This window comes from Leptospira weilii, assembly GCF_006874765.1.
GTDB lineage: Bacteria > Spirochaetota > Leptospiria > Leptospirales > Leptospiraceae > Leptospira > Leptospira weilii.
In genome coordinates, this window is record NZ_CP040840.1 from 2,007,005 (window position 1) to 2,032,500 (window position 25,496).

Consider the following 25,496-nt stretch of genomic DNA (forward strand, 5'->3'; position numbering starts at 1 on the left):
ATTATGATTATTTGTAGAACTCCAGAGGAGGTTTCGGTTCAGGTCTGCAGGTGGAAAGCGGAGGGTAAAAAGGTGGGTTTTGTGCCCACGATGGGTTATCTTCACGAAGGTCACGCAAGTTTGTTCGACGAATGTCTGTCCAGGGCGGATAAAACCGTAGTTTCGATTTTCGTAAACCCAGCTCAGTTCAACGATCCCGAAGATTATGCGAAGTATCCGGTCAATACGGATGGGGATCTGAAAATCTGCGAATCCAGTAAAGTGGATCTTGTTTTTTTGCCCGAAAAGGAAACGATGTATCCAGATGGAATTCCGGTTGTCGTATTACAAATTCCTCATTTAATGAGAAATCTTTGTGCGGTTTCCAGGCCGGGTCATTTCGAAGGCGTGCTTCTTGTGATTTCTAGGCTGTTTCACTTCGTGAAGCCTGATTTTGCGTTCTTTGGTAAAAAGGACTATCAACAATATCTTCTCGTCAAAGAATTTTGTAAAATTCTCGCGTTTCCGATTGAAGTTATCGGCTGTGAAACGATTCGTTCCGATAAAGGATTGGCTCTCAGTTCCAGAAACTCCCGTCTGAGCGAAGACGAGAAAGAGGAATCTCTTTTGATCTCCAGAGCTTTGAAACTCGGGGAAACTCAGATTCTTTCCGGAATAAAAGATCCGCTTCTCGTTCGGGATATCATGAAGGATGTTTTGGATTCTTCGCCTAAGATTCGTCTGGATTACCTGGAAGTTTTGAATGCGGATACTCTGGAGTCTTTGGAGATCTTAGAGGGGAACATCCTTCTTGCGGCCGCCGTTTTTATCGGGTCCGTGCGTCTGATCGACAATCGGACCTTACGCGTGGCTTTTACATGAAAGATCTTCTTCGAATCATAGGAGATGGATTGTTTGCTCGGTTTGAACTTTCCTTTCCTTCAAAAAAGAATCCGGCGCGGAAAGTAAAGGCCGTTCCCGAGAGAGAAACGAATTCTGACCGATATCCTTCCGTGGACTTATCGATTACGGGTAACGTTTATTCCGTAACGGAGGGAAGTCATTCCATATTGGCTTCTTCTTTATTTCAAAAGTTGAATCGAACAATCGTGGTCGTTTCCGAAAATAACACCGCCGCTGAATTTTTATTCCGGGAGGCTTTGAGTTTTCTCCCCGCATCCGACTTGGTCTATCTTCCCGGTCAGGAAGTTCTTCCTTACGAATATCTGCGTTATCCCTCCGAGATGAAACGGGAGAGGATCAAGGCGATCGGAAAGATCCTGAACGGAGAACCCTCTCTCATTTTTACTTCCGTTGCCGGTTTTTTAAAAACTCTTCCCCCTGTACAAACGATGCGGGGAAGGGCGATCGCGTTGGAAAAAGGAAAGGAGATCGATCTCGAAAGCCTTCTCATCCAGTTGATCGATCTGGGTTATAAACGTACGGATGTTTGCGAAACGTTTGGAGAATTCAGTATCAAGGGGGGAATCTTAGACATCTATTCTTCGTATTCCCAGGAACCAGTTCGGATTGATCTTTTCGGAGAAGAGATTGAGTCGATCCGAACCTTTGACCCGGATACTCAGAGATCAATGGTCGACTTGAATAGGGCCATTCTTCTTCCCGTGGACGAATATATTCTTTCGGACGAACAGAAAAAAGAATATCAGATTCTTTTAAAGTCTTCCGGTTCGTCCCTCCATGTTCCGGAAATTCCCGAAGAGGGGTATGGAATTTATTACGAAGAACTCGTTCCTTTGGTCAGGGAGAACCACGGGATTCTTTCCTATTTTTCAAAGCCTCCCGTTTTGCTTTTTCCTTCTCCAAACTCTGTGAATCAAAGAATACTCCATCTCGAAAGGGAATACTTTTCTCTTTTTGAAAAACGTTCCCAAGAGATTCTTTGTGCTCCTCCCGACAAACTACTGTCTTTCGGAGAAGAGTTTCGAGTTCTTTCGAAATTGATCGGGCTCTCGTTTGTCGGTCTTCCTCCTCGAAACGGAAACGATTTAGTTTCCTGTTTAAAAGAAGCTCCCGCGTTTAAGGGTAAGATCCGGGAAGTCCGCGAGAAAATTTCGCAACTCCGGACGGAGGGCGGTTGGAAGATCGTTTTGACCTCTTCCTTCGAGGCCCAGACTAAAAGACTACAGGGACTTTTCGAAAAACAAGGAATCGTTTTGTTAAACGAAGATGCGACGGAGCCGATTCCGTTTCACCTTGGAAAACACAAGTCTGATGCGTTTCTCGTTTTATCGGAACTCAGAAACGGTTTTATATTTGAAAATCAGAAAATTCTAATTCTCTCTGAAAACGACATTTTCGGAAGGGAATACAAACGTAAAACCCGCTTTAAAAAGCAGAATAGCAAAGCCCTTCAGAGTTTCATCGATTTGAAAGAAGGGGACCCAGTGGTTCATATCCATCACGGGGTCGGTAGATTTTTAAAAATCGAAAGGACCAACGCGGGGGGGAAAGAAAGAGACTTTCTGAAATTGGAATATGCGGGCGGGGATTCTTTGTTTGTTCCTTTGGATCAGATTTCTCTGGTCCAGAGATACATAGGCGGTACCGAATCTCCCCGTTTGGATAGTCTCGGTAAGAGCACTTGGAAAAAAACAAAGGATAGGGTTCAAAAGGCCGTCGAAATCCTTGCGGAAGATTTGGTTCAGATGTATTCCAATCGACTCAAACTCCAAGGTTACGCGTTTCCTCCCGACACGATCTATCAGGAAGAATTCGAAGCCGAGTTCGAATACGAGGAAACTCCGGATCAGATCGAAGCGATAGAGGCGGTCAAAAAAGACCTGGAATCTTCCGTTCCGATGGATCGTCTCGTTTGCGGAGATGTGGGCTATGGTAAAACGGAAGTCGCCATACGCGCCGCGTTTAAGGTTGCAATGGCGGGACGTCAGATCATGATGCTTGCGCCGACTACGATTCTTGCTTTACAACATTATAATACGTTTAAGAACCGATTCCAGAATTATCCTCTGAGAGTCGAGCTCGTTTCCCGTTTTAAAACTTCCGCCGAAATCCGCGAGATTCTTTCCGATTTTAGTCTCGGCAAAATCGATATGGTTGTCGGCACGCACGCCATTCTTTCCCCTAAGCTAAAGCCGAAAAATCTGGGTCTTTTAATTATAGACGAAGAACAAAGATTCGGAGTCAACCATAAGGAAGCGATTAAAAGATTCAAAAATCTCGTGGACGTTTTGACTCTGACTGCGACTCCGATACCGAGAACTCTCCACATGGCGTTAACCGGAATTCGGGAACTTTCCATCATCGCAACCCCGCCTAAGAATCGTCAGTCGGTTGAGACCTACGTTCTCGAAGAGGACGAGGATCTGATTGCGGACGCGATCCGAAACGAAATCCAAAGGGACGGTCAGGTCTTTTATCTTTACAATCGAGTCGAGACGATCGAACAGGAAACAAAATATCTGGGCGAAATCGTTCCCGAGGTTTCCATAGGGATTCTTCACGGACAAATGACCGAAGACGAAATCGAAGAAACTCTTTTGGATTTTTACAATCGTAAATACGACATTCTAGTCACTACTACGATCATAGAATCCGGTATCGATATGCCAAACGTGAACACTCTTTTCGTAAAACGTGCGGATCTTTTCGGTCTTTCCCAGTTATATCAGATTCGAGGTAGGGTGGGTAGAAGCGATCGAAAGGCCTTTGCATATTTGCTTCTTCCCAAAGACCGAGTCGTGACAGAGCAAGCCGAAAAAAGGCTGAATACGATCTACGAATATCAGGAATTGGGTTCGGGTTTTAAAGTGGCGATGCGGGATCTCGAAATCCGCGGAGCCGGGAATTTGCTCGGAAAGGAACAATCCGGAGATATCATGGAAGTCGGATTCGATTTGTATGTTCAAATGCTTGAGGAAGCGATCGCAAGAGTCAAGGGAGAAGAGGTCGCCGTGGAAGTCAGAACTTCCGTGACGCTTAATACGAACTTCTTTATCCCGGAAACTTATATTTCGGATACAAGACAAAAGATCGAATTCTACAAGAAGTTCGAAGGTGCGAGGGATCTCCAAGAGATAGACGAAGTTTATCGAGAGATGGAGGAGCGTTTCGGAGATCCTCCCGAGGATGCGAGAACTTTTATACTTTTGGAAAAGATTCGAACTCTTGCATCTAATCTAGGCTTTGAATCCGTAGCTGAAATGAAGGATGAAATTAAAATGAAATCCGGTTCCTATTTCAAGGGCGATCATTCGAAAATCATTCAACTGATTTCGGCTAAAATCGGACTCACTCTCAATCCTAGAGAACCGAATGTGTTGATTTTTCAGATTGGAAAAAAATCGGAAAAGGAAAAGCTCGATACTTTGATCTTCCTTCTTTCCGAAATGCTATCTTCTAAAAAATTATAGACGATCTGACCCCGAATTCTATCCTTTGCAACAGGAACCTTAAGTCCGATGAAAAAAAACAGCATTCTCATTTTTATTACTATTTTTACCGCTTTTTTTGCGGGTTGCGGAGATAACTCTGCAGTAATTGAAACTCTAGACGGAAATAAAATCACTGTTAACAGTTTTGAAGATACTTATAATGTTGCGATTGATGCGATGAGCCGAGTTCAAAATATCGAGAAAGAAAATCTTCTCGAATTTATCTCTAAGGATATCTCGGAAGTTCCAGAGCAGATGAGAGCTCTGAACTACCAATTTCAAAAGAAAAATTTTTACGATCAATATAGGGATATGATGATCACAACCATCGCGGCGGAAAAGGACGGTTTTACAAAGCGCGACGACATCAAAAAGATTCTGAAGTTCCAAGAGATGCAGATCGTTTCCCAGCTTTATGTAATGCATCTTGTGGAAAGTAGGATTAAGATTTCCGAGGAAGAAGCGATGGAAGAATGCCAAAAACTCCGCGCCAAAGAAGCGCAAATCACTTCTCTTCCGATCGATCGTTGCATTCTTTTTGCTAGAGCGAAGTTGAAAAAAGACAAGTCACAGGAAATTCTTCCTAAGGTTTTGGAAAGGATCAAAGAGCAAGTTTCGATCAAACACAACGATAAGTTCGATCTGGACGCATTCTTAAAGAAGAAAGCCGGTGACGAAACGAGCAAAAAAGAATCCGCAGCTCCTATAACGGAACCCCAAAAAACGACCGGGCAGTAAGTTCCCTTGAATCATTATCTGAACGCCTTTCTGAGAAGTATCATTGAGGCGGTTACGGAATTTCTACCGGTGTCTTCCACAGGGCACCTGTTCTTATTCAGTTCTTTTTTTCCTTTTTCGGGAGAAAGTTTCGGAATAGAGTTCGACGACCTCTTTGATATTTTCATTCAGAGCGGGGCTATTCTTTCCGTTTTGTTTTTGTATCGGGAAAAATTCGAATCTCAGATATTTTCTTCCTTTCAATACCTTACGAAACGAAATTCGAATCCGGAAGGATTTTACTTTCTTGTTCGAATTGTGATCGGTGCGTTTCCTATTTTGGTCTTGGGGTTTCTTGCGAAGAAATTTTTGGATACGATCAAAACAAGATCGGATCTTTTAGACATTTTGGCGGGCGCTTGGGTTTTTGGAGGGGTTCTCATTCTCGTTGCGGAATGGCTCTTTCGAAAAAGGCAAGGGGCCGAAGAAAAAAAACCGGTGGGTTTTCGAGATGCGATTCTCATCGGAATTTTTCAATGCGTAGCTTTGATTCCCGGAATTTCCAGATCGGCTGCCACGATCGTTACCGCTCGTTTTTTAGGAAAAGATGCTAAAAGTAGCGCGGAGTTTTCCTTCTTTCTTGCGGTGCCGGTTCTTTTCGCCGCCGGAATTTATAAATTGGTTAAGCATCGTTCCATCTTGAACGAAACTACGATTCCAGTTTTAACTTTCGGATTTTTGATTTCTTTTCTTCTTTGCGCTCTTGTCATTCGTTTGTTTTTGCGTTATCTACAAAAACATTCGTTCGGTGTTTTCGGAATTTATAGAATCTTACTGGGGGTCGGAGTTCTCGTTTTCACTAAGTTTATTAGATGAAAATCCAATTCGCGGGAATAATCTGACTCGGAATGCGCCTCCGTTTGATTCTGATTCTGTTTTTTTTACTGTTTGGAATTCCTATTTTTGCGCAGACGGAAGAACAGATCTTGCGTTCGATTACGGGCGAAACGTCGGATCAAAATTCTTCTTTCAAAGATGATAAAAAACTCGCCGTTCTCAGGGCCAAAAACAGACTTTTGGGTAAGTCTATCGATACTCTTTCCGATCGGGAAGTGGACGATCTTTTACTTTCTCTCGGATTGACTCGAGACGGTTCTCTTTTTAACAGAAGAAAGCGTCTTCGTGCCGCTTTGGAAGAAACGGTTCCGGTCTCCTCGGACCCGATGTCCTCTCTTCCGCAGACAAAAAAGGCTCTTCCGATTTCGATCGAAAACGCATCGGAAGGAGAACTTCTTCAGGTAGATAAGAATAAATCGGGCGTGCTCGTTCTTCGAGGTAGGGTTCGTTTGAAACTTCGTTCCGGTTCTCTCGAAGCGGAAACCATTACGGTGGACAGCGAAAGACAGGAGATTTATGCGGAAGGCGGAATTGTCTATAAAGACGGCCGCGCAATCGTAGAAGGGGATAAGTTCATCTATGATTTCCGTTTAGAAAAAGGGGTTGTCTACAAAACGAAAGGTACTTTCGCTCCGGCCCACTTTATCGGTGAAAAGCTCAAGAAACTCGACGACAAACATTATGCGCTTGAGATGGGTTATTTTACGATCTGCAATGCGGAAAAACCTCATTATTCCTTTAAGGTAAACAGGCTTTATATCTACGAAGATAAAACCGTTATGGCGACTAACGTTCGCTATCAAGTCGGCGGCACGACGGTTCTTTGGCTTCCGTTTCTTTATAACAGCAATTTGGGAAACGGATGGATCGCTCAGGCGGGTAAGAACAACACTCAGGGATTGTTTCTGCAGACCTCGTATCAATGGTCGAACGTTCCTTCTTTCGCCATAGCTCCTATGGGCTATAAGTTTCGAGCGGATTTTTACGAAAAGACCGGACAGGCGTTTCATTTGGAGATGTGGAACCAAAGTCCTTTTTTAAATTACCTGATCGACATCGGATACGCCAATCATAGGAACTATCAGACCACTTCGGCTTACGAAGATCGTTTTCACAACTTCGGAATCGGCACGGTCGCGGTTACCAATCAAGTGGACCGAGGCGCACTTTTTTCCACGAACCCGAACGCTCCTCTTCGAAACATAGGACCCGATACGGAACCTTGGTGGAAGGGTCGGATTCTCTTGAACTCTAAAATGAACAATACGGAAAAGGACGTTACCCGAAACATAAGCTTTCAATACGAAAATTATTCCGACAGACTTTTCGAATACGAGTATGGAAACCGCTATGAGCCCGCAAATACGCTTCAGTCTCTTTATACGGCCAGGAACGTTCGTATGGGTTTTGTGCGAAACTCTTTGGAATGGAAATTGGATTATACCGAAAATAGGGGCGATCTTTCCATCAACGTGGGAATGAAACGAAATCTTATCTATTACATTCTCAATCCTGCGGATAAATCCGGATACTTTCCGACTGTCGACACGATACCTACGACTACGATCCGAAATTCCTCGGAAATCGGAAGGATTCCGTATTTCAACTCTGCGGTTTATTGGGACGTTTTTTTGAACAACACGATTCTCCGGTATTACGGAGTTCCGACTAGAGAGAATCTGAGAATTCCCACCTTGGAAGGTTCCTTTCAGGATCCCTGGGGAAGTTATAAAGAGAACGTTTTTAGAACTCAGTATTTTACCCAAGGTGAATCTGGTCTACGCACCACGTTGAATTTCGGGAGCTATCTGACTTTTACACCGAATGCTTTTTTCGGGGCAAGAAAACAATCCGCTACGGTTCGAAACAATACTGCCGTCACGGGTGTTACGGATAGTTCGTTTACTTCTCTGGAACGATATCTCGCGAGAGAATCCTACGAATATTTAAGGACTTCTTCCAACTTAAGATTCGGGATTCCGCTTCTATTTTTTAATACGACTTACCGAAAGTTGGAAGCCTATAAGCCGGAATTGCAAGATCCAATTCTTGCCAGAACGAGGCAGCACGAACTCGAACTCTCTTTGGAAAGTTACGCTCTGGAGAATTTTGAAATTTCCGTTCGTACTATAAGGGACTTGAGAAACTTTTCCTCGGATTACAAGCCGCAACCCACCGATTCGGAAAGATGGTATTTTACGATTGCGAGATTTTCCGGATACTTTGACTTTTTGGACGGCTTCCGCCCGAAGCGTGTGTCCTTACTCGAAAAAAAAAGAAGCTTCTATTCCGGCTTATTCCTAAACAATGATTATGTACATCATACTCCCAAGGCAAAACCTCTTTACAACAGTTTGACCGCTTCTTACAAGATGGGAGGGTTTACTCTGCCGTTGGTTCGTCTGATCCGAGAATTGGAGCTGGGAGGGACTTGGTATCACGTTTATAACAGTCCTATTCTGGACGGTTATCGAGTGTTCGTAAAAGCGAATGTGGATTTTACGAGATATTTGGGAATCGAAGCGGAATTGGATTCCAGAGTGAGCCAACCTTGGAGATATACCAACCAGGTTGGAAATACGTACGATACCTTTTATTATGGAAATGATCCGACCGCTTCGGTCGCTTCGATCAATTTGGAGAGAACGACTTTTCAAAAGGATTTGCTTGATGGAACCGGAGTTAACGGGAACGGAGCCAGACAAAACACCGCTTTGAACATCAATCGCTTTATGGGAACGATCAAATACAATCTTCATACCGCGAACTTCAGATTAGGATATAGTATGGATCTTCGTTCGGTTCCGGGGGGAAGAACGGACGGGCTTGTTTCCTTTTATGATCAATCCGTATTTTTCTCGATTTCGATCACCGACTTTACTTTGGGCCAACAGGATTCTTCGGAATTGACGAGAGTGCGTTTGTTTAGATTCCGAAAACGTCCTTTTCAAGCGGGTGACAGCGCGGGAATTTCTTCGGAGAATCTTTGATATGTTAAAGGAAAGAAGCCAAACATTCAAACTGATCTTCACAGGTTTAGATTTTGCGAATGCCTTATTCAGCGGAATGTTGGCGTTCGTATTCCGATTTTATTTTTTGGACGAAAACGGAACGGATCGCCGTTACGTGGACGTGGAAAGTTATATTTTTCTTTTTTTTATACTGGCGTTCTTTCAGATCATTGTGTTCATTGCGATCGATCTCTATCATCCGAGAAGGGGTCTTTCTTTTATCGACGAACTTTTGACGATCGTAAGCGGAGTGTTTCTGAATCTCGTATTGGTTCTTGCGGTTTTATTTTTCTTTCGGGGAGATTTAGGAAGCGAACGATTTTCCAGATACGTGGTTCTTGCGTTTGCGATTGTCAACATTCTAACCTCGGGCGCCCTCCATTATACGGCTAGGGTCGTGTTGCGGGTTCTTCGTAAAAGAGGATACAATTTAAGAAGTGTTTTGGTAGTAGGGGTTTCTGAAACGGCGAAACGTTTTAACGACGCGATCATCAAACACGGAATTTACGGTTACAAAGTTTTAGGATTCGTCCAAACCAAAGCCGTAAAACCGGTTCGTAAAGATATGAAAGTGATCGGCAAGGTCGAAAAGATCTATCGGATTCTGGAAAAAGAAAGACCGGACTTGGTCGTTTATACTCTCGAACCTTCCGAAGGCGACTATCTTAAGGAGATTTTGGACGCATGCGATCACGAAGGAATCGATCTCAAGATCGTTCCCGGATTCCAGGAATTCATCAAGGCTCGGGGAAGAGTGGAGGAGATGGAAGGGCTTCCCGTAATTTCGATCCGGAACATTCCGATTCGATTGGGTTATAATAAGTTCATCAAAAGAATTTTCGATCTTATCTTCTCCGTTCTTTTCATATTATTTTTTTCTCCCTTTTATCTTGTGATGGCCTTGCTCGTAAAATTGACTTCACGAGGTCCCGTGTTTTACTATCAGGAAAGAGTGGGATTGGACAATAGAAAGTTCGAGATGATCAAATTTAGAACCATGGTCGTTCAAACTAGGAATCAATCCGAAACTACGTGGACGGTGCAAAACGATCCGAGAGTCACGAGCGTGGGAAAAATTCTTCGAAAACTTTCCTTAGATGAAACCCCACAGTTTTTCAACGTTCTTTTCGGAGATATGTCCGTTGTGGGGCCGAGACCGGAACGTCCTCATTTTGTGGAAAAGTTCAAAAACGATCACAGACATTATATGAGAAGACATGCCGTTAAAGCCGGAATCACCGGACTCGCTCAGATAAAAGGACTTCGAGGGGATACTTCGATCGACGATCGGATTGCGGCCGACATCTATTATATCGAAAACTGGTCTCTTTGGCTCGATCTCAAGATTATTCTACTGACTCCTTTTAAAGGAATCATGGACAAAAACGCATACTAAAACAACTTTGGACGCAAGGGGAGAATCATGAACCTGAACGAAGATTCTTTGCAAAAAATCGCCGAACTCTCGCGTTTGAAAATCCGTCCCGAGGAAAAAGAGGCAACTCTTCGGGACTTTAACAAGATTTTGGAATACGTGGATCAGGTAAAAGGTCTGGACGTAAGTTCGATCGGAGAAGACGAGATTTACTTTCGGCATGAGAATGCGATTCGTCCGGATCTTACGGGTCAACATCTTTCCCGGGAAGAAATCGAAAAGTTTGCGCCTTCCTTTCAAAACGGATATTTCGTCGTCCCCAAGGTGATCGAAACATGAACGAAATATTAAAAAAATCTTATACTGAGCTCAAATCCTCATTAAGCTCGGGAAAAATTTCCGCGACTGAACTTGCGAAAGCTTGTATCGAAAGAATTAAGGAAACGGACGGGTCCGTGAAAGCTTTTCTTTCTTTGGACGAAAAAAAAATTCTGGACGCCGCCTCGGAAAGCGACGCGCGCAGAAAGTCGGGTAAATCTCTTTCCGAATTCGACGGAATGCCGGTCGCAATCAAAGACAATATTTGTATTCAGGACTCGATCACTTCCTGCGCCTCAAAAATATTAGAAAATTATAAATCTCCGTTTCATGCGACCGTGATTGAAAAACTGATCGCAAATGGATTCGTACTGATTCCGAGAGCGAATATGGACGAGTTCGCGATGGGAAGTTCCACGGAGAATTCCGCGTTTCAGACGACTCGAAATCCTTTCGACTTGGAGAGAATTCCGGGCGGTTCAAGCGGCGGCTCGGCGGCGGCGGTCGCGGCTTCGATGGTTCCATTGGCTCTCGGTTCCGACACGGGAGGATCGATTCGTCAACCAGCTTCTCTTTGCGGACTATACGGTCTCAAACCCACGTATGGAACCGTTTCCCGTTACGGATTGGTAGCGTATGCTTCCAGTCTCGATCAGATAGGACCTTTTTCGAAAGAATTACAAGGCTGCATCGATCTATATTCGGTGATTTCCGGAAAGGACGCAAGGGATTCCACGTCTCTTGGCCGCCCAAGTTTTTCCTTTTCCGAAGTTCTGGCTCCCGATTTCAAAGGATTAAAAATCGGTACAATCAAAATGACTTCGGAGATACAACCCGAAGTCTCAAAGGCTTATGAAAAAGTCCTAAATCAATTGAAGGAAAAGGGGGCTACGTTAGTTGAGCTTGATTTTTCCAAATTCGATTTTGCGATTCCGATTTATTACATCATTGCCACGGCCGAATGTTCTTCCAATCTTTCCCGTTTTGACGGGATTCGTTTCGGATCTAGAAAGGACACAACTGGAAAACTCGAAGATCTTTTCGTGGATTCTAGAACGACAGGATTTGGTTCTGAAGTAAAACGAAGAATTTTACTCGGGACCTTTTCCCTTTCCGCGGGCTACTACGACGCATATTACGGAACCGCGCAAAAGGCAAGGATACTCATTCGTAAAGAATACGACTCGTTTTTCTCCAAAGTCGATTTTATCCTACAACCTACTTCTCCGACGACCGCTTTTAAGGTAGGAGAAAAAACGAAAGACCCGATTCAGATGTATAAGGCGGATATCTGGACCACGAGCGTAAATCTGGCGGGAATTCCCGCGATCAGCGTTCCGATGGGAACGGACGAGAAGGGACTTCCGATCGGACTACAGATCACCGCTCCTCATTTCCAAGAGGGAAAACTTTTCGGAGCGGCCCAAGCTATTAGCACATTGGAAAATTTGAATATTCAATTTCCGGAAAATATTGGATGAGCAATTTAACGGCGAGAGTCATCCCCTGTCTGGACATCAAAGATGGACGGGTAGTAAAGGGGGTGAACTTTGTCAACCTTGTGGATGCGGGCGATCCGGTGGAATCCGCCGCGATCTACGAGGAAAACTTGGCGGACGAACTCTGTTTTTTGGATATTACTGCCTCTTCCGACCGAAGAGAGATTCTACTGCATCTTGTGGAAAGAATCGCAGAGAAAATTTTTATTCCTTTTACGGTAGGAGGCGGAATCCGAACCGTAGCCGATGTCAAAGCTGTTTTGGAAAAAGGAGCGGATAAGGTTTCGATCAACACCGCTGCTTTTCAGAATCCGGAACTTCTAACGCATTCGTCCGAAATATACGGATCCCAATGTATCGTCTGCGCAATCGATGTGAAGTTTCAGAAAGAAAGAGATCGATACGAGATCTTCTTGCACGGAGGAAGAACGGAAACCGGAAGAGAGGCGCTTGATTGGGCTCGGGAAGCTGTCGAAAGAGGAGCCGGCGAAATTTTACTTACGTCTATGGATCGGGACGGAACTAGAAACGGATTCGATATCAACCTTCTAAAAAGTTTTTCCTCGTCCCTTGAAATACCGATTATCGCTTCCGGTGGAGCGGGAAATCCGGAACACATGGTGGAAGCGATCTTAAGAGGAAAGGCGGACGCGGTTCTTGCGGCTTCCATATTTCATTTCGGAGAATATTCCATACGCGAAACAAAAAGAGCCATGCGGGAAATGGGAATTTCCGTACGACTGGATTGAGGAATTCTTATTTATCATTAAAAATTTATGCTTTGAAAGCAACTTTTCAGCGGTGTCTCTTTTTCAAGAGACAAATGAGTTCCTATAATTTTAGGAAATTCGAATATTCTATTTTGTTTGTTATAGATCGTTAATGACCCCTAGGACCTCTTCGAAGTATTCGTTTCTGGAAGTTGTACTTGGGTGACTGCTAAACGATAGTTGATAGTGATCCAAATCCTTAACGAGTTGTCTTTCGGCCGGTAATTTTGAAGACATCTTTGCACTTGTGGTAGTTACCATTCCGTCGTTTTTGCCCGCAAAACTAGGATTTCCGCTTTTCAAAAGATCGCAACCGATGATGAAAACCGATCCCGAACCCGGATGTCCTTTGCAAACACTCATTTCTCCGTAAAATGCGGTGATTTGCGAATCCTTAGAAGATTCTGCAAGAAGTTGTTCTAGATATGAGTTCGAAGCGCCCGCGATAATTTCGTTGTCCGGAACCTGATACGATGTGCCTAACGCGTTTGTATAAGCGAGATCCCTTCCGCCCGCGGTTCCGATCACAAAGCCGATTAATTCCCCTAACGCTCCAAATTCTCCCCGATAACTAGAGGAGGCAAAAGGAGAACCCAAATACGGAGCACCCAGACTGACCATGAAGTCGATCACGTCATTCGTGTTTTTGGGATGATAAAGGGCAGATCTACCGACAAGCCCGCCCATGGAATGGGCGAGCAGAATTACCTTGTCGTCCGCAGTAAACACTGCGTTTAGTTTTTCAAGAAATCTTCTCGCGTTATTTTCCACGTAGTCCGAGGTTCGATACGTAAAAACATAGAGTTCGTAAGAGGTTTGAACTCCGGAAATATTCTGAGAATACATTTCCAAGGCGTCGTCCCAAACTTTTCTAATATTTTCAACTTTCTTAGCTTTGCTTGTTGGGGGTTGAAAACTTCTTTCCTCGAAGTCCCAGCCGTGGATCAAAATGATTTTAGGCTTGTCTATTTTTAAATGCGGATCGGCAATCACGAACTGATCCAACATGAAACTACTTCTCGAAACAATTGAAGAGATAGGAATGAATTTGTAGAGTTCGTGATTCAGTTCGTCCCAAAACACGATTCCAAAATTTTTCAAAAATTCTTGGGTCGTCTTTTCCCCTTCGGTCTGATTTTTACAGAAGAAGAACTGACCGAAACAAAGAAGAATCAAAAAAAGTTTACAAAAGAGTCGAGTTGGTTTCATATTCTTCTCACGAGAAAACGAAAAGAGATGAGAAGATGCAAGTGAAAATTTCTGAAATCAATCTGATTTTCGGATTTTAATTTGGATATAAGGTTTGATACTTAAGTATATTATGATTATTATATGTATTACTTAAGTTGTTTTCGGACAGGATTTGATTTGAAATGGTATGCGATTGCGTTTCTATTTTTTAATTTGGTACTTATTTTTGTTGAAGTGAGTGAATCCGAAAAACGTTTCGAATTCTTTTTTTGTTAAAAACGTTTTATCGACTACAATCCGGCCTTGAATCCTGGAACTCTATGTTGAAATTTGCAAGCTCAAGATTCTTGGGAAAAGAGAGAAAATTTAGATAAAAAGATTATTTCCTGTTCGTTTTTTCTTGGAAGTTTTCTTTTTGGTTGGGCGGATTTTTCTATTCTAACGTGACTTCGACGTAAGAAAATGAGAAAACGATTATTATGTTGCGATCCCTAGAGAGGCACCCACAAATTAAGAAGGCTTTTGGGATAATAAGGATCAAAACTGATATATTTCAAGTGTTCCGACAAGAATGATACTTTTTACTTGCAAGAAGTATCATTTTCTGATAGAGAAAAATCTCCCGAGTCTTTCCACCTATTTCGCGACTCGTAGAGAGCGAAATAGAGTTTATTCTCCCCCACCCAACAATTAGGGGAAACTCAGGCGCAGAGCTTTCTTAAACTCAAATCTCGCTCCCGAAGGGGGTCGCTCTGCGGGACGTAAGTTTCATTGTCGGAATTCCGACAGATTTATCTTCGGATCCAAGTATTTGTGGGTTGGTTATGTTAGAGAGCAACACTTTAGTTTCTTATTCGCCTAAACTTTCTTACGACCCTGCTCACGTTATTCTACGAATTTCTTCGCCGAGTTTCTGATAAACAAGTGAATCGTCTTCTTTGAAATTTCCATCGAGAATATCGTCTTCGATAAGCCTTTCGTCCAATTTTCAGAAAAGAATAAAAAATCGCTCATATTGTTAGAATCTCCTGAAATTATGGGACGGAAATCGGTTATAATATGTTGGAAGAGTTCTTTCTGTAAGAAGAAATTAAAATTTCCGAGTTGAGTGATTGCAGTCCACTTTGATGAATATTATTCGGATAAAATCGGCAAGATCATATTTTTGAATTCGATACGTTCTTACATAAGAGAAGTTGGTGAAATTCTATAGAAAATCCTGCTAAAGACTGTCGAGCAGAATGAAATTAAAGGGTCTTAGAATATTCTAAAAATTGAAACTATAGAACGAATGAGGCTGCCGTTATAAACATTTCTACTGAGTGTTGATGACGGTCAAAACCTCGCTGAAATAGGCGTTCCTGGAAATCGTATTCACATGATTGCGGAACGAAAGTTGTGCGTGATCGAAATCCTTGGAGAATTGTTTTGTTACCGGTAATTTGGAGGACATCTTAGCGCTTGTGGAACTTACGATTCCATCGCTTTTGTTCGCGAAACTCGGGTTTCCGTCCGATAAAAAACCGCAACCGATGGTATAAATTGCGTCCGAGCCTGGATGGTTGTTACAGACGCTCATTTCGCCGTAAAAGGCGGTTACTTTCGAATCTTTGGAAGATTCCTGGAGAAGTCGTTCCAGATACGGATTAGAAGCTCCGTTTATGTACTCGTTCGGAGTTGGGACCTGATACGATGTGCCTAACGCGTTTGTATAAGCGAGATCTTTTCCGCCTTCGCTTCCGGTCATAAACGCGATTAGGTCGCCTAACTTACCAAAGCTGCCTTGGTAGCTGCGGGAGGCGAAAGGAGAACCCAAATACGGAGTTCCCAGGCTGACCATGGAGTCGATCACGTCATTCGTGTTGTTCGTATGGTAAAGGGCGGATCTACCGACAAGCCCGCCCATGGAATGGGCGAGCAGAATTACCTTGTCGTCCGGAGTAAACACAGCGTTTAGTTTATCGATGAGTCTTTTTCCGTTATTTTCCACGTAGTCCGAGGTTCGATACGTAAAAACATAAAGTTCGTAAGAGGTTTGAACTCCGGAAATATTCTGAGAATACATTTCCAAAACGTCGTCCCAGGTTGCTCTCAGATTCGTCACCTTTGCGAATTTATCCGTAGGGGCCTGGGTATTATTTTCCTTAAAATCCCAACCGTGGATCAAAATGATTTTGGGTTTGTTTTCTTTCAATTCGGGAGTTACGATCGCGAATTGGTCCGCATTGAATTGGCTTTTTAAAGTAAAAAAAGGAACCGGAACGAACTTATAGAGTTCGTGATTGAATTCTCCCCAAAATAAGAAGGTCAAAATTTGCAGGATTTCTTCCGACATATTTTTCTTTTTGGTTAGGTCCAGTTCTTCCTTGAGTTTATTACAAGATAAATTGGCGCACGAAACGAATAAACTAAGACAGAGAAAGAGTTCGAAAAATTTAGAGGGGATTTGAAATAATTTCATATCCCTCAAAGAAAAACGAAAGATTGAAAAATGCAAGAGATAATTCTTAAAGGATCGAAAGAGATGGCGGAAGAAAAGCGGAAAGCGAAGTTTCAAAAAATCGAATGCTTCATTTCCGATTTACGATTCGATCCAAAACGATTCCGGTTGCAACCGTGACGTTTAAGGAAGAAAGATTTCCGTGCATGGGAATTCGAAGGACAAAGTCCGATTTTTCCAATAGGATTCTTTTGACTCCTTCTCCTTCGTTACCCATGAGGATTACGAGTTCCTTGAGTTCCGGAAGTTTGGACCAGTTTTCTTCTGTTCCTCGGTCGCTCGTGGACACGATCCAATAGCCGTTTTCTTTTAAGAGTTCCAAAGTGTTCGCAAGATTTTTAACCGTGAAAATTTTTAGAAACGAAAGTGCGCCCGAAGAAACTTTTTCTACTACGGGAGTGATTCCCGCCGATTCCCTTTCGGGGAGAATGATGTTCGTAATTCCGAAACATTCTGCGGTTCTCAGAATATTTCCCAAGTTCCCCGGATCTTGGATTCGATCCAAAACGAGAAAGGCGCCCGGTTTTTCAGAGAGATATTCTTCCAGATTTTTTTTGTCGGAAATTTGTTGTTTGGAAGAACTTTTGAGAGCGACTACTCCTTGGTGGTTTCTTCCCGGAACGAGTGAGTCCAGTTTCGAACCGGAAATCCTATGAACTTTTACAAAGGAAGGAAGTCGGTTTAATATTTTTTCAACAATATCTGTTCCCGGATTTTCTTTAACATACAAATCGGTAAAGGGAAAAGAATGTTCCTTTCCAATGTGGGCCTCCGTAAGTTCGATAAGAGTCCGCTTTCCAAAGATGTATTCCGGTCTGGCTATTTTCTCCTCCAGCGGACTCCGTCCTTTGTGTCCTCGATCAGAATTCCTTGGGCTAAAAGTTGATCTCGAATCGCGTCGGAACGCGCAAAGTTCTTATTCTTTCTTGCCGTTTGTCTTTCTTCGATAAGGGAATCGATCTCTGAATCGATTAGAGGATCCTTCGGGGATTCGAAGTTTAGAATTCCGAAAATACGATCATAGTATGCAAGAATTTGAATGAATTCGACTCTTTGTTTGGAATCCGTTTGATTTGTATCGAGTAAGGAATTGATCTGCTTGAGAGATTCAAAGACGACCGCCAAGGTCTTGGAAATGTTCAGGTCGTCGGCCAAAGATTCCTCGAATTCTTTTTTCCAAGTTTGAGCAAGCGGAAGGGTGAATGTGAAAATGGAATCGATTTTCATATCCGGTTCCAAATCCAAAAGACGATCCAAACAATTCTGAATTTTGCGAATGTTTGCGGAGGCCTCTGCGATTCGATCGGTGGAAAAGTTCAGCTTAGAACGATAATGGGCTGAAATCAAAAGAAAACGAATGGCTTTCGGATCCAGACCTTGTTGGACGAGATCCCGTAATGTGTAAAAGTTTCCTTTGCTCTTGGACATTTTTTGACCTTCCACAAGAAGGTGTTCGGAATGAAGCCAGGTTTTCACAAAGGATTCTTCGGGAAAGGCACCTTCGGACTGCGCGATCTCGTTTTCGTGGTGCGGAAACAAAAGATCGACTCCGCCCGTATGAATGTCCACTCCGCTTCCGTAAACTTTGCGGATCATGGCGGAACATTCCAAATGCCAACCCGGTCTGCCGATGCCGACTAACGTTTTCCAGGAAGCTTCCCCTTTCAACTTCGGGCTTTTCCAAAGAACGAAGTCTCTCACATCTTCCTTTTCGTATTCGTCCGTGTCGTAGCGGGTTCCGGTTTTCATTCCGGACGTATCGATCTTGCTGAGTTTTCCGTAGCCTTCGAACTTTTGGATGGAAAAATAAAGATTCCCGTCTTTTTCATAAACGAGTCCCTGATTCTGCAATCTTTGGATGATCTCTATCATCTCCGGAATCGATTCCGTGGCTTTGGGGTAGTGTTCTAAAAATTCGGCGGAAACGGTTTTTAAATCTTCGAAGAAGGCTTCCGTCCAAGGGGTCGTAAATTCTTGGATACTTTTTTGGGAGGAGATGGAATCGCGGATGATTTTGTCGTCGATATCCGTGATGTTCATCGTCATATCCACGCCGTATCCCAAAAGTTTAAGCGATCTACGCAGGACGTCTACGAAAAGAAACGCGCGTAAGTTTCCGATATGTGCGAAATTATAAACCGTAGGACCGCAGGAGTAAACGGTCACTCGGTGTGGGTTTGCGGGGGAGAATTTTTCTTTTTTACCCGAAAGGGAATTGTAGAATTGGATCTCTATCATTCGGGAAAGAAAATTTCCCTCACAAATTCTAGATTAGCTCCGCTCTGTTTATCATCTTTTAGGCCTGCTTCGTTTCCTTCTGTGGGATAAACTTGCATTCTTTTGTCGCAATTCAGATGGTTGAAAAACGCGAATACGGATTTGGGATGTGAGATCTTATCGTCCATCCCGACGGAAACCAGGGTCGGAATCTTGATCTTCTTGGAGAAGTTTATACTATCATAATATGCTAAACTTTTTTTCATCGCTGTTTTTTTGGTTTTGGAGCTGTTCAATTGGGCGTTCAGCTCCTTCATCCAACTTTTTTCGAGCTTGAGTTGAAGATCGTCTATATGACAGAAGTTAGGAGTTTCTAAGATCAAACCTTTGATCCGGTTCGTATAAGCCGCGCCGAAAACGGCAAGAGAGGCTCCCATGGATTTTCCGAAGAGAATGATCTTATCTCCGTCGATTCCGTCGGTGAGTCTTAAAAATTCAATGGTGCGAATTACGTCCAGATACAATCCTTTCATGTAGAAAGAATCCTTTCCGTCCAGGCCTTTGGTGAAATAACCGGGAGTCCAATCTGGATCTGGGATTTCCCCTTCTTTGAGCAGAGGGCGAACCAATTGAGAACCGTGACCTCTGAGATTAAGGATGAGCTGAGCGACTCCGTTTTCAGTAAGTCCTTTGATGATTGCGGGTCTGTCTATTCCGTAGTCGTGAAAATAAACTACCACGGGAAGATCTCCTCGTTTTCGAGGGATTACGAGTGTTCCGGTCAAGGTTGCGTTCTGCCAGGATTGAAAGGAAATATCATAGATGGTTTCCTTGATAATCGAGCCTTTGAGGAGAGCTTTGGATTGTTTCTTAATCGGAAAGTTTTTTAAATCCCGGATTGCCTCGGACCAAAATTCATCGAGGTCGGTAGGGCTATGAAGCTCCGGATAAGTTTGAAAGCATTCGTCAAAACTGATCGCCATCTGGAAACATCGTTTTCACTGAACCGGTGGTGTAAAGTGTTCTTTTGAGGAATAAAGAGTTTGTAGGAGAAGTACTGCGATTGTCATCGGACCGACTCCTCCCGGAACCGGAGTGTAAAAGGAGGAATAATTTTTTGCCTTGGAAATTTCAATATCTCCCACGTTCCCTGGGTTATAACCCGCATCCAAAAGAACCGCACCTTTGGAAATCCAATCGGCCTTGATGAATTCCGGTTTACCGACTGCTCCGACGACGATGTCCGCCTTACGAACGATCTCCGGAAGATTTTGGGTTTTGGAATGACAAAGTGTGACGGTCGCGTTCATTTCCGTGAGGAGCATTGCCATCGGTTTTCCCAAAATTGGAGAACGTCCTACGACGATCGCATTCTTTCCCGAAACATTGATACCGTGTTCTTTCAGTAAAAGAACCATACCGTAGGGAGTACAAGGAAGATAGGTTTCCACTCCCATAGAAAGTTTTCCGAAAGAAAGAGTGGTGACTCCGTCCACGTCTTTGCGAAAAGAAATCCGGTCAAACGCTGCTCTTTCGTCGATTTGAGGGGGGGAAGGATGTTGGAGTAGGATCCCGTCAATGTTCGGATCTGCGTTGAGTTTGTCTATAACCGAGAGCAATTCTTCCGTTGTGGTTTGTTCTTCCAATCGGATCATTTCCGAACCCATTCCCACGCCATGGCAGGCTTTTATTTTCATCGAAACATAGGTTTCGGAAGCGGGGTTGTTACCGACTAGGATCGTTGCGAGTTTTGGAATTCTAAGATTTTTTGTTTTTCTCTCTTCGATTTCACGGCGAATTTCATTCCTGATTTTTTCGGAGAGTTTTTTTCCATCTAAGAGAATCGGAGTCATACTCCTCAGGATTTAAGGTCTATCTACTCTGTCAGGTAAAAAATATCCTTTCCGGTGAAACCGAAAGGGTAAAATGGGTCCATGTCTGAAACACCGATCGTCAGTAATCATGGTTTGGAAAAATACGTGGATCGTAAAGTCGTCGTTCAAGGTTGGGTGCACGGAATCAGAGGAAGCAACGCGAGGCAATTCATCTCGCTTAGAAACAGTGGAAGAATTTTACAGGTTCTCGCGGAAAAGGAAATATTAGGTGAGGAAGTCTTTCAAACTGTAAAACATCTCCGTCAGGAAACTTCCGTATCGGTCGAGGGAACTTTGGTGAAAAACGAAAAATCTCCGATCGGATTCGAACTTGTAATGGATCGGGTTCGAATTATCGGGGAATCCGAAAATTATCCGATCACTCCGAAAGAACACGGGATCGATTTTCTAATTTCTCAGAGACATCTCTGGTTGCGTTCTTCCAAACAACTGGCTATCCTTCGGGTAAGAGACAATCTTTCCTTTGCGATCCGTAAATACTTCCACGAACGGGATTTTCTTTTGATCGATACTCCGATCCTTACCGGGTCCGTAGGAGAAAGCGCCGGAACCTTATTTTCCACGGAATACTTCGATCTTGGAAACGCGTATCTCGCTCAGACGGGACAGCTCTATTTGGAAACGGCGATTTTTGCGCACAACAAAGTATTTTGTTACGGGCCGACTTTCCGAGCGGAAAAGAGTAAAACGAGAAGACATCTGACCGAGTTCTGGATGGTGGAAGCGGAGGTTGCATTTGCCGGTCATGCTGACAATTTAAAGCTACAGGAAGACTTCGTTAAAACCATCATCCGGGAAACCGTACGGAATTCTTTACAAGATTTGAAAGTGTTGGAAAGAGATCCGGCTCCGTTGCTTGCATATTTGGAAAAGGATTTTCCAGTGATCGATTACACAAAAGCGTTAGAAATTTTGAAACTTAAGGGAGAGGATATCGTTTGGGGAGATGATATCAATTCCGAAAGGGAGCAAATGCTTACAATGGAATTCGGAGGTCCGATTTTCATCCAAAAATATCCGAGAGAATCGAAGGCGTTTTATATGAAGGTGAACCCGGATAATCCGAAGACAGTCTTAAACGCGGACTTAATCGCGCCTGACGGAGTGGGGGAGATCATCGGAGGATCGGAAAGGGAGGAGAATTACGAGAACATCATTCATAGACTCAAGGAGGAAAAACTTCCCGTGGAATCTTATGATTGGTATTTGGATTTGAGAAAATACGGTTCGGTTCCTCATTCCGGTTTTGGACTCGGTTCGGAAAGGATGATCGCATGGATCTGCGGACTTCAACACGTTCGAGAGTGTATCCCGTTTCCAAGGATGATGGAAAGATTGTATCCCTGATTTTTTTCAGATATTTTCTTCTGGCCTATCCGATAAGAAAAAGAGAGGTATCGTATGGGCCAGAATTTAGCAGTATCCAATCCGTCTTCCATTGAAGAAACCGCTTGGGAATTATTCGAAACGGGTTCTTACGAGGAAGTGATCGAGATCGCAAAAAAAAATCCGAATCACGCTTTTTTAAATCATCTGAGTGGGATTGCCGGATTTGAATCTGGTTCGGACTGCGAAATAAATTATTTTCTCAAAGGCTCTTCTGTGCTAACTCCGCTGTTGGAAGCTTATCTTCTCAAGGAAGCGGGAAAACTAAGAGAGGCCGCAAAAAAGTTTCATTCGTATTTTAAATCTTCTTCCGTTCCAGTCGCGTATTCGACGCTTAGAACCGGAATTCTCGTAAGCGAAAGCGCAGTCGATTTCAAAACGGTCTTGGATTTGATTTCCATTTACAAGACCCGTTTTTCGGACGATTTCTTTTGTAAGGCGGAGTTTTTTTCCAACTATCATCTTAGAAATTACAAAGAAGCGATTCAAGTTTTTGCGGAGAACGCAAAACGTCTTTCCGAAGAAAGAGACGTTATGGGTGCGTTGGGACTTGCACTTGTTTATATTGGAAAATTTGACGAAGCGAAATCTGTTCTCGAGAAAATTCCCGGATATGAGGAACTTCCTACTTTTGACGAAAAGAAAAAAGAATTCTCCGAAAGGATAGCGAATATTCCCAAAATGGAAGCCAAACGAAAATCCCTTTCTATGCAGGAATTGATCGATTTGGGATTTGCTTATCTTTTTTCGGAAAACTTTCAGAAAGCGGAAGAAGTTTTCAGAGAACTCGTGGCCGTTCACGGTTAAATGGTCTTCTGCCTTTTTAAGAATCTTGGAGCGAGTGTCAGCGCGGAGCCGAAGTAAGGAAAAAGCTCTCCGCTTCGCGCCTACTTCAAGTTCACGGGATCCCGTTTTTACTACTCGGACGCATGAAAATAGCACTTAAAAATAAGTCAAATCAGGGATTTCAGGCTTTTTATATATATTCCAACATTTTAATTTTCTAAATAATATTATCATAGTATTCTTATCATGCGCCCGAGTAGTATTTTGCAGTTTGCGGAAAGTGAAACGTTTAATGGCAACGCGTCACTCGCGGGAAATGGTTTTACCATCTCTGGAAAAATCCCTAATTTTAGAATATGAATGTTCGCGCCTTTCGATTTAAGCTGTTGTATTCGATCTTTTTCCTTTTTTTCGGTGGAATCGTATTATTTTTTTTGAATACTTCCCTGTTTGTGCGAAAAGGCGTGCCCGCATCCTATAAACAATCTTTGTTTCGGAGAAACAAAATAGATTGGCCCTCCGATTGTGAATACTCGGCTCGTTCCAAGGATCTTGTCGCCGAGAAAATAAAACTTCCCGCGGAGGTTTGTACGGACGCGATCGATTCTCTACAAAGCGAATTGCCTAAGGATTGCGAATACAACAATGTCGCGTTAGGTGAGGACGGTAAAATCGATTTGTATCGCTATCGGGATTTTTTGGGTAGGGCGCCGATTCGATTTTTTTCACTGGGGAAGGGGGAGTTCTTAGGTGAATTGTTATGCGACGCTACGGCTTATAATGAAAATCGAATCTACTTTTTATATGACGAACGCACGATTCCCGCTAAAACGAAACTTTTGAAATTTATCGCGTATGAGTTTTCATGGAACCGAAACGACGAGGCTTCGGAGAAAATTCGGATGAAACGGTTGGAAAGCGATCGTTGGATTCGGTATTATAAACCGGAAACGAAAGAATGGATCGCGTTTTTCAAGTTTCGAGGAATGGGTGATTGCGGAACGTATTTTCGGTATCAACCATCGGAGCAAAATCTTCCCGTTCTTGTCGAAATTCGCGCAAAATTGGAATGTGATGGAACCGAAGCCTATTCCGCGGACGAGGTCCCGATTACATGGAAACAATATGAAGTTCCGTTCGATTGGAAAGAGTGGATAAGTAACGTGAATTTGACATCTTTTGCCTGCAACGGGAGGCAGAAAGCTTTATGAGATGTTGAAATCTGTCCTGCAAAAATATTGCATCAAAATGGGCAGGGATAAGGTTTTTCGCCTTCTGAAGAAGAATCATCTCCTTTTGGAAAAACAAAGAAAATATGCGAGAACCACAAATTCAAACCGCCCTTTTTTCAAATATCCCAATTTAATCAACAATTTAATTCCAGCCGAAGCAAACCTGATTTTTGTTTCCGGCATTACTTACATCAAAATTAAAGACGGACTCGCATATCTCTCTTTGATAACGGACTTATATTCAAGAAAGATTGTAGGTTTCAAGCTTCACCACTCTCTTGAAACGGAAGGTTGTATCCATGCTTTGAATATGGCCCTTGCACAAATACCAAAGGGCAAAAAGATATTCCGATCGAGGTATTCAATTTTGTTCGAAGGATTATACCGATATTCTAATCAACGCAGGCCACAGAATCAGCATGACCGAAGAGAATCACTGTTATGAAAACTCTGTCGCCGAAAGAATCAATAAAACTATTAAATTCGAATTATATAATACTTTTAATTGTTTTAAAGAAGCTCAAATCGCTCTCAAGCAAGCCGTTTTTCTTTACAACAATGCTCGGATTCATCAACATTTAGGTTTCTTAACTCCGCATTTTGTTCATCAAGCTGTCTGATTCCTGTAAACCTGATTTTAGGACTTTACAGTGGAAACATATAATCGCTTTCGCATTTTGTTACACCGAACTCACGTTATATTAAGAAGTCGAATCGGATTGTAGGGGCAATCTAAATTTTGTCGTAATCCCTGACTTATAGCTTCGCTTCACAATAAAAGAATCGTGAGAACTTCTTTGCCGTCTTAACGAAGAGCAAAAATAAGTCGGCCACTTATGGCAAGCATGAGTGCTTACAAAATCGATTTGTATAAAATAACTAAATCTTATCGTAAGACAGTGGTTCGTAACTCGAACGCTTATCAATGCCCCTTACCAAGGAGCGAACTTACGACGTTGAAATTGGTAAGGAGCACAGCACGTTTGTACAGTTTTTGAGTTTAGGCGTATGTCAATTGAGACTGACGATTCTCAATTGTAATCCGATTGGAGAGAAGGATTGCCTTGGATTCCAAGTTGTATTCTTTGGCGAGAATTTCCTTTTTTTCTTTGGCTTCCCCTTTTAATCTCGAAACGCCTCTTTCTAAAAGGAATCCGATTAAAACCCGAGCGGTGGACTGAACCACTTCGAAGGCGATTTCGTCTCTCGTGGAGGAATTTTCGATAGCGGAATAGGATTCTATGATTTTTTCAAGAGATTCTCTGTTTTCGTTTAACAAAGGGGAAACGCTGATCTTGGAGAATTCCT

20 protein-coding genes (1 of these 20 cut by a window edge) are annotated in these 25,496 nt (G+C 43.0%); 13 read left to right on the forward strand and 7 right to left on the reverse strand.

Annotated elements, in window-relative coordinates; genetic code table 11:
- Positions 1-3 precede the first annotated feature (3 nt).
- The 9 genes from panC to hisF are packed head-to-tail and all read left to right on the forward strand — an operon-like array spanning position 4 to position 12,960.
- A complete protein-coding gene (gene panC, locus FHG67_RS09445) occupies positions 4-861 on the forward strand; it encodes a pantoate--beta-alanine ligase (RefSeq protein WP_004502534.1) in 858 nt (285 codons plus the stop codon).
- Positions 858-4,373, forward strand: a complete 3,516-nt coding sequence (gene mfd, locus FHG67_RS09450; protein WP_004495870.1) for a transcription-repair coupling factor — start codon at positions 858-860, stop codon at positions 4,371-4,373. The genes panC and mfd overlap by 4 nt, the downstream gene beginning before the upstream one ends.
- A 48-nt stretch (positions 4,374-4,421) precedes the next feature.
- Complete coding sequence (locus tag FHG67_RS09455) at positions 4,422-5,132, forward strand: lipoprotein LipL31 (RefSeq protein WP_002626256.1); 711 nt, start codon at positions 4,422-4,424, stop codon at positions 5,130-5,132.
- Between the two features lie 6 nt (positions 5,133-5,138).
- Positions 5,139-5,987, forward strand: a complete 849-nt coding sequence (locus FHG67_RS09460; protein WP_036075375.1) for an undecaprenyl-diphosphate phosphatase — start codon at positions 5,139-5,141, stop codon at positions 5,985-5,987.
- Positions 5,988-6,019: 32 nt separating this feature from the next.
- Positions 6,020-8,998, forward strand: coding sequence for an LPS-assembly protein LptD (locus FHG67_RS09465; RefSeq protein ID WP_016760189.1), 2,979 nt, complete (start codon positions 6,020-6,022; stop codon positions 8,996-8,998).
- A 1-nt stretch (position 8,999) separates the two neighbouring features.
- Positions 9,000-10,415, forward strand: coding sequence for an undecaprenyl-phosphate glucose phosphotransferase (locus tag FHG67_RS09470; RefSeq protein ID WP_004495965.1), 1,416 nt, complete (start codon positions 9,000-9,002; stop codon positions 10,413-10,415).
- Between the two features lie 27 nt (positions 10,416-10,442).
- Positions 10,443-10,733, forward strand: coding sequence for an Asp-tRNA(Asn)/Glu-tRNA(Gln) amidotransferase subunit GatC (gene gatC, locus FHG67_RS09475; RefSeq protein WP_002630818.1), 291 nt, complete (start codon positions 10,443-10,445; stop codon positions 10,731-10,733).
- On the forward strand, positions 10,730-12,193 hold the full coding sequence (gene gatA, locus FHG67_RS09480; protein WP_004499578.1) for an Asp-tRNA(Asn)/Glu-tRNA(Gln) amidotransferase subunit GatA: 1,464 nt from the start codon (positions 10,730-10,732) through the stop codon (positions 12,191-12,193). The genes gatC and gatA overlap by 4 nt, the downstream gene beginning before the upstream one ends.
- The gene (gene hisF, locus FHG67_RS09485; RefSeq protein WP_004499558.1) at positions 12,190-12,960 is read left to right on the forward strand and encodes an imidazole glycerol phosphate synthase subunit HisF; all 771 of its coding nucleotides are present in this window, start codon (positions 12,190-12,192) and stop codon (positions 12,958-12,960) included. The genes gatA and hisF overlap by 4 nt, the downstream gene beginning before the upstream one ends.
- A 120-nt stretch (positions 12,961-13,080) precedes the next feature.
- On the opposite strand, the gene FHG67_RS09490 is transcribed toward hisF, so the two are convergent.
- From FHG67_RS09490 to folD, 6 genes are all read right to left on the reverse strand, one after another.
- A complete protein-coding gene (locus FHG67_RS09490) occupies positions 13,081-14,190 on the reverse strand; it encodes an esterase/lipase family protein (RefSeq protein ID WP_004499582.1) in 1,110 nt (369 codons plus the stop codon).
- 1,297 nt (positions 14,191-15,487) lie between these two features.
- Positions 15,488-16,633: an esterase/lipase family protein gene (locus FHG67_RS09495; protein WP_172616497.1), complete on the reverse strand. Its 1,146-nt coding sequence runs from the start codon at positions 16,631-16,633 to the stop codon at positions 15,488-15,490.
- Positions 16,634-16,742: 109 nt separating this feature from the next.
- Positions 16,743-17,507: a 23S rRNA (guanosine(2251)-2'-O)-methyltransferase RlmB gene (rlmB, locus tag FHG67_RS09500; RefSeq protein ID WP_061234948.1), complete on the reverse strand. Its 765-nt coding sequence runs from the start codon at positions 17,505-17,507 to the stop codon at positions 16,743-16,745.
- Entirely contained in the window at positions 17,492-18,910 is a 1,419-nt protein-coding gene (cysS, locus tag FHG67_RS09505; protein WP_061234949.1) for a cysteine--tRNA ligase, read from the reverse strand. The genes rlmB and cysS overlap by 16 nt, the downstream gene beginning before the upstream one ends.
- Positions 18,907-19,872 carry an acetylxylan esterase gene (locus tag FHG67_RS09510; RefSeq protein ID WP_004496039.1) on the reverse strand — a complete coding sequence of 322 codons (966 nt, stop codon included), beginning with the start codon at positions 19,870-19,872 and terminating at the stop codon, positions 18,907-18,909. The genes cysS and FHG67_RS09510 overlap by 4 nt, the downstream gene beginning before the upstream one ends.
- Positions 19,873-19,887: 15 nt before the next feature.
- On the reverse strand, positions 19,888-20,742 hold the full coding sequence (folD, locus tag FHG67_RS09515; RefSeq protein ID WP_004502541.1) for a bifunctional methylenetetrahydrofolate dehydrogenase/methenyltetrahydrofolate cyclohydrolase FolD: 855 nt from the start codon (positions 20,740-20,742) through the stop codon (positions 19,888-19,890).
- Positions 20,743-20,823: 81 nt separating this feature from the next.
- Between folD and asnS the strand changes: the two genes are divergently transcribed.
- The 4 genes from asnS to FHG67_RS09535 all read left to right on the forward strand — a co-directional run bounded on the left by asnS (position 20,824) and on the right by FHG67_RS09535 (position 24,808).
- A complete protein-coding gene (gene asnS, locus FHG67_RS09520) occupies positions 20,824-22,131 on the forward strand; it encodes an asparagine--tRNA ligase (RefSeq protein ID WP_004499583.1) in 1,308 nt (435 codons plus the stop codon).
- 54 nt (positions 22,132-22,185) lie between these two features.
- Entirely contained in the window at positions 22,186-22,977 is a 792-nt protein-coding gene (locus FHG67_RS09525; protein WP_004495788.1) for a tetratricopeptide repeat protein, read from the forward strand.
- A gap of 335 nt (positions 22,978-23,312) precedes the next feature.
- Complete coding sequence (locus FHG67_RS09530; RefSeq protein ID WP_004499604.1) at positions 23,313-24,167, forward strand: DUF1176 domain-containing protein; 855 nt, start codon at positions 23,313-23,315, stop codon at positions 24,165-24,167.
- Between the two features lie 440 nt (positions 24,168-24,607).
- Positions 24,608-24,808 (forward strand): integrase core domain-containing protein, encoded by a 201-nt coding sequence (locus tag FHG67_RS09535; protein WP_002630812.1) that lies wholly within the window; start codon positions 24,608-24,610, stop codon positions 24,806-24,808.
- 380 nt (positions 24,809-25,188) lie between these two features.
- Here FHG67_RS09535 and FHG67_RS09540 read toward each other — a convergent pair whose 3' ends face one another.
- Positions 25,189-25,496, reverse strand: the end of a protein-coding gene (locus tag FHG67_RS09540) for an acyl-CoA dehydrogenase family protein (protein WP_002630823.1). 1,450 nt of this gene lie beyond the right edge of the window; 308 of the gene's 1,758 nt are visible here — the last part of the coding sequence; the start codon falls outside the window, past its right edge — the gene reads right to left on this strand; it ends in the stop codon at positions 25,189-25,191.

What these genes read in the sequence shown, in the direction of transcription:
- FHG67_RS09535 (WP_002630812.1), top strand. Translation starts at nt 24,608, where the DNA reads ATGACCGAAGAGAATCACTGTTATGAAAACTCTGTCGCCGAAAGAATC.
- FHG67_RS09495 (WP_172616497.1), bottom strand. Translation starts at nt 16,633, where the DNA reads ATGAAATTATTTCAAATCCCCTCTAAATTTTTCGAACTCTTTCTCTGT.
- gatC (WP_002630818.1), top strand. Translation starts at nt 10,443, where the DNA reads ATGAACCTGAACGAAGATTCTTTGCAAAAAATCGCCGAACTCTCGCGT.
- FHG67_RS09530 (WP_004499604.1), top strand. Translation starts at nt 23,313, where the DNA reads ATGAATGTTCGCGCCTTTCGATTTAAGCTGTTGTATTCGATCTTTTTC.
- FHG67_RS09455 (WP_002626256.1), top strand. Translation starts at nt 4,422, where the DNA reads ATGAAAAAAAACAGCATTCTCATTTTTATTACTATTTTTACCGCTTTT.
- FHG67_RS09465 (WP_016760189.1), top strand. Translation starts at nt 6,020, where the DNA reads ATGCGCCTCCGTTTGATTCTGATTCTGTTTTTTTTACTGTTTGGAATT.
- asnS (WP_004499583.1), top strand. Translation starts at nt 20,824, where the DNA reads ATGTCTGAAACACCGATCGTCAGTAATCATGGTTTGGAAAAATACGTG.
- cysS (WP_061234949.1), bottom strand. Translation starts at nt 18,910, where the DNA reads ATGATAGAGATCCAATTCTACAATTCCCTTTCGGGTAAAAAAGAAAAA.
- hisF (WP_004499558.1), top strand. Translation starts at nt 12,190, where the DNA reads ATGAGCAATTTAACGGCGAGAGTCATCCCCTGTCTGGACATCAAAGAT.
- FHG67_RS09510 (WP_004496039.1), bottom strand. Translation starts at nt 19,872, where the DNA reads ATGGCGATCAGTTTTGACGAATGCTTTCAAACTTATCCGGAGCTTCAT.
- FHG67_RS09525 (WP_004495788.1), top strand. Translation starts at nt 22,186, where the DNA reads ATGGGCCAGAATTTAGCAGTATCCAATCCGTCTTCCATTGAAGAAACC.
- mfd (WP_004495870.1), top strand. Translation starts at nt 858, where the DNA reads ATGAAAGATCTTCTTCGAATCATAGGAGATGGATTGTTTGCTCGGTTT.
- FHG67_RS09490 (WP_004499582.1), bottom strand. Translation starts at nt 14,190, where the DNA reads ATGAAACCAACTCGACTCTTTTGTAAACTTTTTTTGATTCTTCTTTGT.
- panC (WP_004502534.1), top strand. Translation starts at nt 4, where the DNA reads ATGATTATTTGTAGAACTCCAGAGGAGGTTTCGGTTCAGGTCTGCAGG.
- FHG67_RS09470 (WP_004495965.1), top strand. Translation starts at nt 9,000, where the DNA reads ATGTTAAAGGAAAGAAGCCAAACATTCAAACTGATCTTCACAGGTTTA.
- folD (WP_004502541.1), bottom strand. Translation starts at nt 20,742, where the DNA reads ATGACTCCGATTCTCTTAGATGGAAAAAAACTCTCCGAAAAAATCAGG.
- gatA (WP_004499578.1), top strand. Translation starts at nt 10,730, where the DNA reads ATGAACGAAATATTAAAAAAATCTTATACTGAGCTCAAATCCTCATTA.